We start from the raw sequence: 12904 nt of genomic DNA on the forward strand, positions 1-12904 counted from the left end.
GGCCGTTTTCAGCGGCCGGTGGGCGGACCCTGGACCGGCGGCCCGGCCGGCGGCGGCAGCACGTCGTCGCGAGGCGCCGGCGGCTCCGGAGGCGGCAGCACGTCGTCGCGAGGCGCGGTGGCGGGCGGCGGCGGGCTCGGGGGCGCGCCGGCGGGAGGCGCGGCCTGCACGGGCGGTCCGGCCGGAGGCGCCTGCACCGGCGCACCCGTCGGCGGTGCCGGCACCGGCACACCCGTCGGCGGTCCCTGGACGGGTTGGCCCACGGGCGGCGCCTGGACGGGCGATCCCGTCGGGGCCACGTGGACCGGGCCGCCCACGGGGGGCGGAGGCACGTCGGCGCCGGGCTGCTGGTCGACGCGGCCGACGAGGCCCACGCGGCGCATCCACTCCTCGGGGGACTCTCGGTGGCGGGCGGCGCGGGAGCGCTCGGAGGCCTCCCCGAGGATGGCGAGCGCCGTCATCTGCTCGAGATGGTGCGCGGTAGTCGCGACCGAGCCGCCCACGGTAGCGGCGACGACGTTGGCGATCCCGACGCGTCGCTCCAGCGGCCCCTGGCTCAGGGCCAGGGACTGGGTGCGCTCGTGCGGCACGATCGCCAGCGCGCGGTTGAAGCGGCCGGTGCGCATGAGGACGGCGCTCTCGGTGAGCTGGATTCCGTTGCGCCGCCACGAGAGCGGGTCGAGCCAGCGGGCGCTGCGGGGGCTCGTGGCGAAGCCGGCGGCGTCGCCGGAACCCTCGAGCGCGGCGTCGATGACGGCCTGCGGGCCGGGGACGCCGAGGTCGGGCAGGACGAGCCACAGGGCAGTCAGCGCGTCGCCCCGGGAGCCGACGGGCAGGAGCACGGTGCCCGTCGTCGACTCCATCTGGTTCTCCAGACCCCCGTAGCCCGCGACGTTCACCTCCACGCGCCACCAGCCGCGGCGGCGCCACAGGAGCGGCTGCTTGAGCCCGACCGTGTGGATGCGCCCCGGCGGGACCGTCTGGGTGCGCTGCTCGAGCAGCCCGTAGCGCAGGCGGATGCCGTCGGCGGAGATCGCGGCACGGAAGTTGAAGCCGCCGGTGAACCGGCCCCACAGGTAGGTGCCCCAACCGATGAAGCCCGGCAGCGCACCGGCGAGCGGCGCGAAGCTCTCGGCGGCGATCGCCGCGACGAGAAGGCCGACGAGGACGAGCACCAGCGCGATCATCGAGCCCGAGAGCATGAGCGAGCCGACGAGCCGGCCGGTGGGGACGGTGAGGAGCTCCCGCTCGCCGTCGGGCCGGGGCGGGGTGACGGCGGGAGCGCCGGCGGGAGCCTGCTGACCGCCCGACGGAGGTGCCGGCGTCGTCGTCGTACCGCGGTCCGCGGCACGGTCCAGAACCTCTCGACGCAGCCGCTGGGCCTCCTCCTCCTTGAGGAAGGCGAGGACGACCGACGAGCCGGTGCCGCCCGCCGTCTCGATCTTGAGCTGGGCCAGCCCGAAGAGGCGCGCGAGGAGCGGCTGGACGACGTCCACCGCCTGGATGCGGTTGAGGCGCGCGTGGCGCTGCTGGCGGAAGAGGATGCCGCTGTGGAGGAAGACGGCGTCGCGCCCGACGGCGTAGCGCATCATCCGCCACGACAGCACCGAGTACACGGTGAGGACGAGGAGGAGCAGGAGGACGGCGCCGCCGCCGATGAGGAGGACGAGCGTCCAGTTGACGGTGTCGCGGTCCTCCCACACCTCGGCGAGGAGCTGGGTGTTCTGCCAGATCAGCACCGCGAAGAGCGCGACGATGACCTTCCACGCGTTGAGGACGGGCGTGACCTTGTGCACCCGCCGCCAGTCGACGTGCTCCTCGGGAGCCGGCTGCTGCTCGGTGCTCACAGGCCGGCCAGCCTCGACTCGCCGCGCTCGCTGAGGCGGTCACGCAGCCGGGAGGCCTCCTCCGGCGGCAGGCCGGGGATCGAGGCGTCGGTCTGCGCCGAGGCCGTGTGGAGCTGGACCTTGGCGACGTTCGCCCACCGGTCGAGAGGGCCGGCCTGGACGTCGACGTACTGCATACGGCCGTAAGGGACGACGGTGAGCTGGCGGAAGAGGATGCCCTTGCGGATGAGGAGGTCCTCCTCGCGCTCGGCGTAGCCGACGGAGCGCACCTGACGCGGGACGAGCCAGCCCAGCCATGCGACGAGCAGGACGAGCACGCCGATCGGGATGGACCACCACCATCCGGGGAAGAGGACGGCGAGGACGATGAGCACGACGAGCGGCAGTCCCAGCCACACCGCCACCGAGATGAGCCGCACCTTGATGAGGCCGGCCGAGACGGGTGTGAAGATGAGGCCCTCAGGTGCGAACGGGTCGCGCATCGCACCTCGCCGGTCTGGCATGTCGCTCATGGGTGGTCCTCTCGTCGGTCAGCACCGAGAGCCTCCCACACCCTCCCCCCACCCCTCGCATATGGGTGAATATCGCGGCCAGTGGTCCTCAGCAGCAGTAGGACTCCCACATATGCGGGGTTGGTGAGGGCGGTCGGGCTCCGCCGGAGCACGGGTGCTCCACGGGGCACGGGTGGGGCGGCACGGTCCACCGTCTCCCGTTGAGGCCGGGACTGAGGGCCGACGACGGCGTGAGAGTGCTGCCATGTCCACCGACCCTGTCCCCGCCTCCTTCGCCCGGGCCGCCGAGAAGGACTGCGTCACGCCGCTCCTCACCCGTGACGTCGCCGCCCACGGGCTCAGCCCGTCCCTGCTCCGACGCAAGGCCTACCGCCGCGTGTTCCACGGCGTCCACTTCCCCGTCGACGCGGCCGACGACACGTGGACGCGTGCTCACGCCGCTCTGGCACTCACGGGGCAGGGAGCCGTGGCCAGCTTCACGACGGCGGCACGGCTGTGGGGTGCCGCGGTTCCCGAGGACGCCGACATCCACGTCAGCGTGGCCACCGCCGCTGAGCGTCATGCGGTGGACGGCATCACCTTCCACGTCGACCAGGGCCTGGTCCCCGAGCACCACGTCCGCGGCGTCCGGGTGACCTCGCCGGAGCACACGTTCATCGACCTGGCACGACGGCTGAGCCTCGTGGACCTCGTCGTTGTCGGGGACAGCCTGGTGAGGAACGGCCACACGGCGCCCGAGAAGCTGCGAGCCGCCTGCCTCGCGAGCAGGCGCAAGGGAAGCGTGGCAGCCAGGCGTGCCAGCATGTACGTCCGGCCCGGGGTCGAGTCCCCGATGGAGACACGCCTGCGCATGCTCGTGGTCCTTGCCGGTCTGCCCGAGCCCGAGCTGCAGATCGAGATCCGGCTCGAGGACGGCACCGTCGTCTACCGCCTGGACATGGGCTACGTCGCGGCGCTCCTCGGCTTCGAGTACGACGGGCGACACCACGCCGAGGACCCAGCGCAGTGGGACCACGACGTCTCCCGGCGCGAGTACCTCGACTCCATCGGCTGGCGCATCATCGTCATCAGGGCGGCAGACATCTACCAGCACCCCGACCAGACCCTCGCCCGGATCGTGACCGCCATGAAGGCAGCGGGCGCACCCGTCCCGGCTCTGTCGACCACCTGGGCTCGCCACTTCCCCGGCCGCTCCTCCTGACCTCTCCGCATATGCGGGAAAACTGCACGCTGCGCGCCAGAACGGCAGTAATTTTCGCGCATATGCGCGGGGGGGGGGCTGGAGAGGGGGCTAGGCGGGTTCGGGGTCGTCCTCCGGGGGGAGGCGGCACCACTGCTCGACGATCAGGGCCACCACGAGGAGCGCCAGGGCGCCCACGCCCGCGGCGCCGGACCAGACGGCGTGGTCACGCAGCGCGGGGGCGGAGATGTTGGTCCAGGCGACGGCCACCTGGGCGGCGAAGTAGCCGGTGAAGGCGGCGCCGCACAGCGAGCAGGCCTTGGCGAACATCGCCACGCGCGCCGCGCGCAGGTGGTCCATGCGGGTGGCGCGCCCCTCGGTGAGGCGGCGCACCGACCGGCCCAGGAGGAGGAGGACGACGGCGACGACGGCGAGCACCAGCCACGTCTGCGCCGACACCGGCACGACGGTCCCCGTGCGCGTCTCGAGCACGGTGAGCCCCAGGTAGGAGACCGCGCCCACGACGACGCCCGTCCCCAGCAGCGTCTGCCAGCTCGTCCGGCGCATCAGGCCTCCCACCAGTTCTCGGCCACCCAGTCGACCGGCCCGAGGTCGGCGGCGAGCTCGGCCACCGGACCGAGCCCGGGCAGCACTGCCTCCGGCTGCACCCGCGCCCACGGCGCGAGCACGAAGGCGCGCTCGTGGGCGCGCGGGTGCGGGAGGGTGAGGTCGGCGTCCTGCCAGGTGAGGGCGCCGGCCGCGACGAGGTCGAGGTCCAGCGGCCGCGCGCCCCAGCGCTCCCCGCGCACCCGCCCGTGGCCCAGCTCCAGCCCTTGGCACAGCGCGAGCAGCTCGCGCGGCGGCAGGTCGGTGCGCAGGACGGCGACGGCGTTGAGGTAGTCCGGCTGCGGCCCCGCACCGGGCAGGGTGAGGGCCTGCGAGCGCAGCAGCGGGGAGACGGCGGCGACCGTCACCCGCGGGTGCTGCGCGAGCTGGGTGAGCGCCGCGGCGAGCGTGGCCCGCACGTCCCCGAGGTTCGCGCCGAGGGCGACGACGACGTCACGCGCGCCGTCGGCGTCGTCGGCCCGGCGGTGGACGTGGACGGTGACGTCGGCGAAGGGCACCGGGACCGGTGCCTGCGGCTTGTGGACGGTGACGTCGACGGCGAGCACCCTCGGGTGGGCGAGCACCCGCTCGGCGATGGTCGCCGCGACCGTCTCGACGAGGTCGACGGGCGGCCCGGCGAGGACGTCGACGACCTCGCGCGCGACCTCGGCGTAGTTGACCGTCCGGGTGAGGTCGTCACCGGCGGCGGCCGCGCGGGTGTCGAGGTGGAGGACGACGTCGGCACTGAACTCCTGGCCCAGCTCGCGCTCGGCGGCGAGGACGCCGTGCCGGCCTCGGGCACGCAGCCCCGTCAGCGTGATCCGGTCGGTCATGACGCCCCCCTCGCGGCCGCGAGCGCGTCGCCCACCCGCACGGCGTCGCGGCTGCCGGGCACCTCGTGGACGCGCACGCCCCACGCGCCGGCGGCCGCCGCGAGCGCGGAGACGGCCGCCGTCGCCGCGTCGCGGGCGAGGGGCGGCGCAGGCGTGCCGTCGTCCCCCGCGAGCAGGGTGCCGAGGAAGCGCTTGCGGGAGGCGCCGACGAGCACGGGGTAGCCGAGCGCCTGGAGCCGGTCGAGGTGGGCGAGGAGCTGCCAGTTGTGCCCGGCGTCCTTGGCGAAGCCCAGGCCGGGGTCCAGGACGAGCAGCCCAGGGTCCAGGTCCGCGCCCAGCGCCACCTCCACCCGCGCCGCGAGCTCGGTGCAGACCTCGCTGACGACCTCGTCGTACACGGCGCGCTCGTTCATCGTCGCGGGGTCCCCGCGCCAGTGGCCGAGCACGTACCAGGCGCCGTGGCGGGCGGTGACGGCGAGGATGTCGGGGTCGGCGAGCCCACCGGAGACGTCGTTGACGACGACGGCGCCCGCCCGCAGGCAGGCCTCGGCCGTCTCGGCGTGAACGGTGTCGACGCTGACGACGGCGCCGTCGCCGGCCAGCTCGGTGACGACGGGCAGCACGCGGTCGATCTCGGCGGCGGGCGGCACGCGCTCCGAGCCCGGCCTGGTGGACTCCCCGCCGACGTCGAGGACGTCGGCGCCCTGCGCGAGCAGCTCCCGGGCGCGGCGGAGGGCGGCGTCCGGGCGGTCCCAGCGTCCGCCGTCGGAGAAGGAGTCGGGCGTGACGTTGACGACGCCCATGACGAGCGTCCGGCCGACCCCCGCGAGGTCGGCGGCACGTGCTCGAGAGCTGCCCACCGGCCCAGGATAGGGGGCGGCCACGTCAGCGGCGGGGCGCGATGAGGCTCATCGCCTCCGCGCGCGTGGCGGCCTGCCGCATCTGGCCACGGACGGCGGAGGTGATCGTCCGGGCGCCGGGCTTGCGCACCCCGCGCATCGACATGCACAGGTGCTCGCACTCGATGACGACGATGACGCCCTGCGGGTCCAGGTGCGTGACGAGCGCGTCGGCGATCTGCGAGGTGAGCCGCTCCTGCACCTGCGGGCGGCGGGCGAAGGTCTCCACGAGCCGCGCGATCTTGCTCAGCCCGGTGACGCGGCCCTGGTGCCCGGGGATGTACCCCACGTGCGCGACGCCGTGGAAGGGCAGCAGGTGGTGCTCGCAGGTGGAGTACACCTCGATGTCCCGCACGAGGATCATCTCCTCGTGGCCGAGGTCGAAGGTCGTCGCGAGGACCTCGGCCGGGTCGGTCCGCATCCCGGCGAAGATCTCCTGCAGGGCCCGCGAGACGCGCGCTGGGGTGTCGCGCAGGCCTTCACGGTCCGGGTCCTCCCCGACGGCGACGAGCAGGTCACGCACCGCCGCCCGGACGCCCTCGGCGTCGTAGGGGCGCACGGCCTGGCCCTCCGGGAGCGCTGACGCCTCGCCCATCACACGCCCTCGGCCGGGCCACCGACCTGCCCCGACGGCGGGACCTCGCCCAGCCCGGGACCCTCGCCACCGGCCGCGGCCGCCTCGTCCTGCGGGAGCATGCCGTCGGCGCCGGTGCGCTCCTCGACGGGCGTGCGGACCGGGGGACGGTCGGACACCGTCCGGTTGACCGAGGAGAGCCACACCGGCCGGGGCTCGCGCTTGACGATCGGCGCAAAGATGGCCGCGAGCTCCCGCTCGTTGAGGGTCTCGTGCTCGAGGAGCTCCAGGACGAGGTGGTCCAGGACGTCGCGGTACTCGTGGAGGATCTCCCAGGCCTCGTCGTGCGCGGAGTCGATGAGGCGGCGGACCTCCTCGTCGACGATCCGGGCGATGTCCTCGGAGTAGTCGCGCTGGTGGCCCATGTCGCGGCCGAGGAAGGGCTCCCCGGTGTCCGTGCCGAGCTTCACCGCGCCGATCCGGTCGCTCATGCCGTACTGGGTGACCATCTTGCGGGCCAGGCCGGTGGCCTTCTCGATGTCGTTGGAGGCGCCGGTGGTGGGGTCGTGGAAGACGATCTCCTCGGCGACGCGCCCACCCATCGCGTAGACGAGCTGGTCGAGGAGCTCGTTGCGGGTCGTGGAGTACTTGTCCTCGCTCGGCATGACCATCGTGTAGCCCAGCGCCCGGCCGCGCGGCAGGATCGTCACCTTGGTCACCGGGTCGGTGTACCGGAGCACCGCCGCCGTGAGGGCGTGACCACCCTCGTGGTAGGCGGTGATCTTCTTCTCCTTCTCGTTCATCAGCCGGGTGCGCTTCTGCGGGCCGGCGATGACTCGGTCGATCGCCTCGTCCAGCGCGCGGTCGTCGATGAGGTCGGCGCCGGAGCGGGCGGTGAGGAGGGCGGCCTCGTTGAGGACGTTGGCGAGGTCCGCGCCGGTGAAGCCGGGGGTGCGCTTGGCGACCATCTGGAGGTCGATCTCGGGGACCATCGGCTTGCCGCGGGCGTGGACCCGCAGGATCGCGGTGCGACCTTGGAGGTCGGGCGCCTCGACGGTGATCTGACGGTCGAAGCGTCCGGGCCGCAGGAGCGCCGGGTCGAGGATGTCGGGCCGGTTGGTGGCGGCGATGAGGATGACGTTCGTCGTCGCGTCGAAGCCGTCCATCTCGACGAGCAGCTGGTTGAGCGTCTGCTCGCGCTCGTCGTGCCCGCCGCCCATGCCGGCGCCGCGGTGACGGCCGACGGCGTCGATCTCGTCGACGAAGATGATCGCCGGGGAGCTGGCCTTGGCCTGCTCGAAGAGGTCCCGCACACGGGAGGCGCCGACGCCGACGAACATCTCGACGAAGTCCGAGCCGGAGATCGAGTAGAAGGGCACGCCGGCCTCGCCGGCGACGGCGCGGGCGAGGAGCGTCTTGCCGGTGCCGGGCGGACCGTACAGGAGGACGCCCTTGGGGATCTTGGCTCCCACGGCCTGGAACTTGGACGGGTCCTCGAGGAACTCGCGGATCTCCTCGAGCTCCTCCACGGCCTCCTCCGCACCGGCGACGTCGGCGAAGGTGACCTGGGGGTTCTCCTTGCTCACCATCTTGGCCTTGGACTTGCCGAACTTCATCATCCCGCCGCCACCCTGCATGCGGGACAGGAGGAACCAGAAGACGCCGAGGAGGATGAGCATCGGCAGCAGGAGGCTGAGCGCGGAGGACCAGAACGAGGGGCGGGGCACCTCGGAGTTGAAGCCCTCGGCGGGGTCGGCCGCGGCGATCGCGTCCATGACGGTCTCGCCCTGAGGGGTTGCGTAGTAGAAGGCGACGAGGTCGCCCTTGTCCTCGAAGTCCTTGCTGAGGACGAGCTCGACGCGCTGCGTGGTGTCGGTGACCTCCGCCTGCTCGACGGTGTCGCCGGCGAGGAGCTCCAGGCCGTCGGAGGTGTCGATCTCCTCGGGGCTGTCCCCGGTGAGCATGGAGGCGCCGAGGTAGGCGAGGACGAGGACGAGGACGACCCACACGATGGGGCCGCGCAGCAGCTTCTTGGCGTTCATCGGTGGCGGCGCGACGGCCGGGTCCCTCCTGCTCGATCGATCATCGTTTGACGTTACACGTAGGGTCCGCGCAGGCAGGTGCGTGTTCGCCCAGGGCAGGACGGCCGTCCGGCCGGTGCCGGGCGGCGGCGCACGGGACGCTCAGCCGTTGTAGACGTGGGGGGCCAGCGTGCCGACAAAGGGTAGGTGGCGGTACTTCTCGGCGAAGTCCAGGCCGTAGCCGATGACGAACTCCGGCGGGATGTCGAAGCCGACGTAGCGCACGTCGACCTCGACCTTGGCGGCCTCCGGCTTGCGCAGCATGGTGGCGATCTCCACGGACGCCGGGCCGCGGCTGCGGAGGTTCGACACGAGCCAGGAGAGCGTGAGCCCGGAGTCGATGATGTCCTCGACGATGAGCACGTGGCGCCCGTGCAGGTCGGTGTCGAGGTCCTTGAGGATGCGCACCACGCCGGAGGACTTGGTGCCCGACCCGTAGGACGACACCGCCATCCAGTCCATCTCGATGTTGGCGTGCAGGCGGCGGGAGAGGTCGGCCATCACCATGACGGCCCCGCGGAGCACCCCGACGAGCAGGAGGTCCTTGCCGGCGTAGTCGGCGTCGATCTCGGCGGCCATCTCGTCGAGCCGGGCCTCGATCTGCTCCTTGGACAGCAAAACCTTCTCGAGGTCGTCTCCCATGTCGCTGGCGTCCATGCGCACTCCCTCACTCACCTGCGCCGCGCTGGCCGCGGCGGCCGAAGGTCAGCCTGCCACACCGACGGCGCGCGGTGACAGCGCCGGGCAGCGCCAGCGGGCCCTGACCCCGGTAGTCCGTGACGAGGGCCTCGAGACCCGCGACGTGCACCGCCCCGAGCGCGCCGGGCGGGCACCCGGCCGCCGTGGCGGCCTGGTGGAGCACCCGTCCCCGCAGCGCGGGGTGGGCAGCGGCGAGGACGACGACGTCGAGACTCACCGGGTCCGCATCGCTCACCCGGCCCCGGCCCCCCTCCCCCGCCGGCTCGCCCTCCCCGCGGAGGCCGGCACGGTCGGCCAGCTCGACCGCGGCGGCGGCGAGGTAGTCCTCGTCCTCCCGCAGCCGCCGGGCGGTGCGGGCCAGTGCCTCGGGCACGCCGGGCCCGAGGGCTTCGGCGAGGGCCGGCAGCACCTGGTGGCGGACGGCGGAACGGCGCAGCGGGCCGCCGTCCGCGCGGCGCCACGGACCGTTGGGCGCGTTCGTCGGGTCCTCGGCCCAGCGCAGCCCGAGAGCCGCGCACACGGCCTCGGTGTCCGGGCGCCGCAGACCGAGCAGGGGGCGGCGCCACAGCCCGGCCGCGGGCGCCATCCCGGCCAGCGAACGGCTCCCGGAGCCACGGCCCAGGCCGAGGAGGACCGTCTCGGCCTGGTCGTCCAGGGTGTGCCCGAGCAGCACGGCGGCGGCCCCGGTCTCCGTCGCGGCCTCCCTGAGCGCGGCGTAGCGCGCCGTGCGGGCGGCGGCCTCCGGACCACCGGGCCCGTCGACGTCGACGCCGCGCACCTGGGCCGGGTGCAGCCCGAGCGCCCGGCACGCGTCCGCGGCCTCGCGGGCGACGTCGTCGCTGCCGGCGCGCAGCCGGTGGTCGACGACCACCGCCCCGGCCCGCAGTCCCGCCCGCGGGGCGACGAAGGCGGTCGCCGCGGCCAGGGCGAGGGAGTCGGCGCCGCCCGAGCAGGCGACGAGCACGAGGGAGCCCGCGGGCAGGTCCGCGAGCACTGCCCGGACGGCCGTGCGGGCGGCGGCCACCGCCGGGGCGGGACCGGCCACGGCTCAGCCGTGGACCCGGCGCACCCAGGCGGTCGGGTCGGCGATCTCGGCGGGGGTCGGCAGGTTCTCCGCGGCGGCCCACACGGCGTTGAGGCCGTTGTGGCCCACCCGGTGCACGACCGCGCGGACGAAGTCGGCGCCGTTGCGGTACTGGGCGATCTTGGCGTCCATCCCCATGAGCCGGCGCGTGACGACGTCCAGGGTCCCGGTGCCCTCGCGGCGGCGGTCGAACTGGGTGCGGATGCGGGCCACCGAGGGCAGCACGCGCGGGCCGACGGCGTCCATGACGACGTCGGCGTGCCCCTCGAGCAGCGACATGACGGCGACGACCTCCGCGAGGCGCTCGCGCTCCTCGTCGGTGAGCACGGCGTCGACGAGCGGCCCCGCGAGGGCCTGCGCTTTCGGCGTCTCCCCGCGCGGCGTGGTGACGGCCTCGACGACGGCGCGCACGGTCCGTGCCAGGCGCTGGCCGCCCCCCTCCGGGGAGGCGATCGAGGAGACGGTCGCGGTCATCCGCTCGGCGAGGTGGCCGGCGAGCCAGGGCGCGGCGGAGAACTGGACGGCGTGGGTCTGCTCGTGGAGGCAGACCCAGCGGCGGAAGTCGAGGGCGTCGAGGTCGAGCTCGCGCTCGACGTGGAGGATGTTCGGCGCGACGAGGAGGAGGTAACCCGGCTCCCCGCGTCCGTCGGCGCTGGTGAAGGGGTCGAACTGGCCGAGCACCTTCGTCGACAGGTAGGAGAGCATGACGCCGAGCTCCTCACCGCCGAGCCGGGCGGCGCCGGGCAGCGTGGTCGGGGGGAGCAGGTCGCCCACGAGGTGGCGGAACATCCCGATGTTGGCCTCGGCCCAGCGCGCCCGGTCCACGACGTACACGGGGCGGCGCGCGGCCTGCGCGGCGGCGTCCTCCAGGCCGGTGATGTCGGCGACGTGTCCCGGCGCCTCCTTCGCGGAGGTGTGGAGCACGGTGACGAGGCCGCGGATCTCGGCGCGCCCGGCACGGGGCCCGGGCCGGGACAGCACGGCGGCACGGTGGCGGGCCGCCCGCCAGTCGATGGGAGAGCTCATGCGGTCACGCTATCCCGCGCGCCCCGCCCAGGCGCAGCACGCCCGGCAGCTCCGGGCTAACCGCACTCGCAGGTGGTGACCTCGGCGGCCCACTCGTCGAGGGCGGCGCGGGCCGGGCCGACCCCGCCGAGCTCGAGCTCGTCGGCGACGACGGCGAAGACGAGCAGGCGCCCCTCGACGTCCTGGACGAGACCGGTGAGGCTGACGGCCGTGGTGAGCGTGCCCGTCTTGGCGCGCAGCACACCGGCGGCCGGGCCCATCGGCCGCGCGCTCAGCGTGCCCTCGAGGCCGGCGGCGGGCAGACCGGTGACGGCGCCGTGGAGCTCGGGGCGCTCCATCGCGGTGGTGACGACGTCCGCGAGCACCCTCGCCGGGACCTGGTTCTCCACGAGGAGCCCGGAGGTGTCGGCGAGGGTGACGCCGTCGGTGTCGATGCCGAGCCCGGCGAGCCGAGCCAGGACGGCGCGGGTGGCGCCGGCGAAGGTCGCCTCCTCGCCGTCGGCGACGGCGACGAGCCGTGAGAGCACCTCGGCGACGGAGTTCTCCGACACCGCCAGGGTGTGGGCGACGACGTCGCGCAGGGGCGCGGACTCGACGGCGCCGAGCTCCTGCCCACCGGCGGGGGCGACGGCGCGGGTGACCTCCCCGCGGACCTCGACCCCCTCGGCGCGCAGCGCGTCCGCGAAGGCGGTGCCGGCCGCGAGCGCCGGGTCCTCCTGGTACCCGCCGTCCGGCGCGACGCCCGCGCGTACGGCGAGCGACTGGATCGGCATGACGAAGTCGAGGTCGATGCCGCCCCATCCGGGGGCGTAGCGCGGGCCGGTGAACAGCGAGTCGTCCACGGCCACGCGGACCTCCTCCCCCGCGAGCGTCCCGGCCACCTGGGCGGCGAGGTCGCGCAGCGAGGCACGGCCCACGGCGTCGCGGGGACTCCCCTCGCCGTCGGTGAGCAGGACGTCCCCGCCCCCGACGAGCACGACCTGCCCGCCCTCCCCGGCCACCGCCGTCGTGCGCAGGACGTGCCCGGGCCCGAGCGCGTCGAGGGCCGCGACGGCGCCGAGAAGCTTGAGCGAGGAGGCGGGCGTGCGGGGTCGGGCGCCGCCGACGTCGACGAGCACCTCCCCGGTGAGCGCGTCCTCGACGACGACGCCGACGTCCCCGCCGGTGCGCTCGTCCGCGGCGAGCGCCTCGCTGAGCGCGGTGAGCCGCTGCGCGGAGGGCACCGGCGCGTCCGGGTCCAGGGCGGTGAGGAGCGGCTCGGCCGGCTCGGCGGCGGGCTGCGGGAACGGTGCGGGGTCCGGCACCGGGAGTTGCGTGGTGAGGACGCCGGGGACGAGGTCGGCGGCGTCGGCCGCGCCGTAGCCGGCCACGAGGAGGAGCAGGGCCGTGACGGTGGCCGTCACCCGCCGCCTGCTGCTCGACGCCACGCCGGCCGCCATCCCTCCTGCGCCACGTTGTGGCCGCGATCTGCGAACTCGTAGGTCAGACTAGTGCTCGGTAACGACATGAGCGCACCCCCGGCTCCCGCACCCCAGCGAGGCACCGGCGCCCAGGAGAAGAGGT

Annotated in this window: 12 protein-coding genes; 1 reads left to right on the forward strand and 11 read right to left on the reverse strand. The window is 74.4% G+C overall.

What is annotated here, in order from left to right; all coding sequences use genetic code 11:
• Nucleotides 1-8: 8 nt before the first annotated feature.
• A complete protein-coding gene (locus M3148_RS04410; RefSeq protein WP_308203211.1) occupies nt 9-1847 on the reverse strand; it encodes a PH domain-containing protein in 1839 nt (612 codons plus the stop codon).
• On the reverse strand, nt 1844-2359 hold the full coding sequence (locus tag M3148_RS04415; RefSeq protein ID WP_251303458.1) for a PH domain-containing protein: 516 nt from the start codon (nt 2357-2359) through the stop codon (nt 1844-1846). The genes M3148_RS04410 and M3148_RS04415 overlap by 4 nt, the downstream gene beginning before the upstream one ends.
• Before the next feature lie 244 nt (nt 2360-2603).
• Between M3148_RS04415 and M3148_RS04420 the strand changes: the two genes are divergently transcribed.
• Entirely contained in the window at nt 2604-3560 is a 957-nt protein-coding gene (locus M3148_RS04420; protein WP_251303459.1) for a DUF559 domain-containing protein, read from the forward strand.
• A 90-nt stretch (nt 3561-3650) separates the two neighbouring features.
• On the opposite strand, the gene M3148_RS04425 is transcribed toward M3148_RS04420, so the two are convergent.
• The 9 genes from M3148_RS04425 to dacB all read right to left on the reverse strand — a co-directional run bounded on the left by M3148_RS04425 (nt 3651) and on the right by dacB (nt 12744).
• Entirely contained in the window at nt 3651-4106 is a 456-nt protein-coding gene (locus tag M3148_RS04425; RefSeq protein ID WP_251303460.1) for a DUF3180 domain-containing protein, read from the reverse strand.
• A complete protein-coding gene (folK, locus tag M3148_RS04430; protein WP_251303461.1) occupies nt 4106-4978 on the reverse strand; it encodes a 2-amino-4-hydroxy-6-hydroxymethyldihydropteridine diphosphokinase in 873 nt (290 codons plus the stop codon). The genes M3148_RS04425 and folK overlap by 1 nt, the downstream gene beginning before the upstream one ends.
• Nucleotides 4975-5838, reverse strand: coding sequence for a dihydropteroate synthase (folP, locus tag M3148_RS04435; RefSeq protein ID WP_308203212.1), 864 nt, complete (start codon nt 5836-5838; stop codon nt 4975-4977). The genes folK and folP overlap by 4 nt, the downstream gene beginning before the upstream one ends.
• 25 nt (nt 5839-5863) lie before the next feature.
• Nucleotides 5864-6472: a GTP cyclohydrolase I FolE gene (gene folE / locus M3148_RS04440; RefSeq protein WP_251303462.1), complete on the reverse strand. Its 609-nt coding sequence runs from the start codon at nt 6470-6472 to the stop codon at nt 5864-5866.
• Nucleotides 6472-8493, reverse strand: a complete 2022-nt coding sequence (ftsH, locus tag M3148_RS04445) for an ATP-dependent zinc metalloprotease FtsH (protein WP_251303463.1) — start codon at nt 8491-8493, stop codon at nt 6472-6474. Before ftsH ends, folE begins: the two co-directional genes overlap by 1 nt.
• Nucleotides 8494-8634: 141 nt before the next feature.
• Complete coding sequence (gene hpt, locus M3148_RS04450) at nt 8635-9189, reverse strand: hypoxanthine phosphoribosyltransferase (protein WP_251303465.1); 555 nt, start codon at nt 9187-9189, stop codon at nt 8635-8637.
• A gap of 10 nt (nt 9190-9199) precedes the next feature.
• A complete protein-coding gene (gene tilS, locus M3148_RS04455; protein WP_251303467.1) occupies nt 9200-10276 on the reverse strand; it encodes a tRNA lysidine(34) synthetase TilS in 1077 nt (358 codons plus the stop codon).
• 3 nt (nt 10277-10279) lie between these two features.
• Nucleotides 10280-11341, reverse strand: coding sequence for a zinc-dependent metalloprotease (locus tag M3148_RS04460; RefSeq protein WP_251303469.1), 1062 nt, complete (start codon nt 11339-11341; stop codon nt 10280-10282).
• 56 nt (nt 11342-11397) lie between these two features.
• Entirely contained in the window at nt 11398-12744 is a 1347-nt protein-coding gene (dacB, locus tag M3148_RS04465; protein ID WP_251303470.1) for a D-alanyl-D-alanine carboxypeptidase/D-alanyl-D-alanine endopeptidase, read from the reverse strand.
• Nucleotides 12745-12904: the final 160 nt, after the last annotated feature.

Source organism: Georgenia satyanarayanai, assembly GCF_023715365.1.
In the GTDB taxonomy this organism is placed as follows: Bacteria; Actinomycetota; Actinomycetes; order Actinomycetales; family Actinomycetaceae; genus Oceanitalea; species Oceanitalea satyanarayanai_B.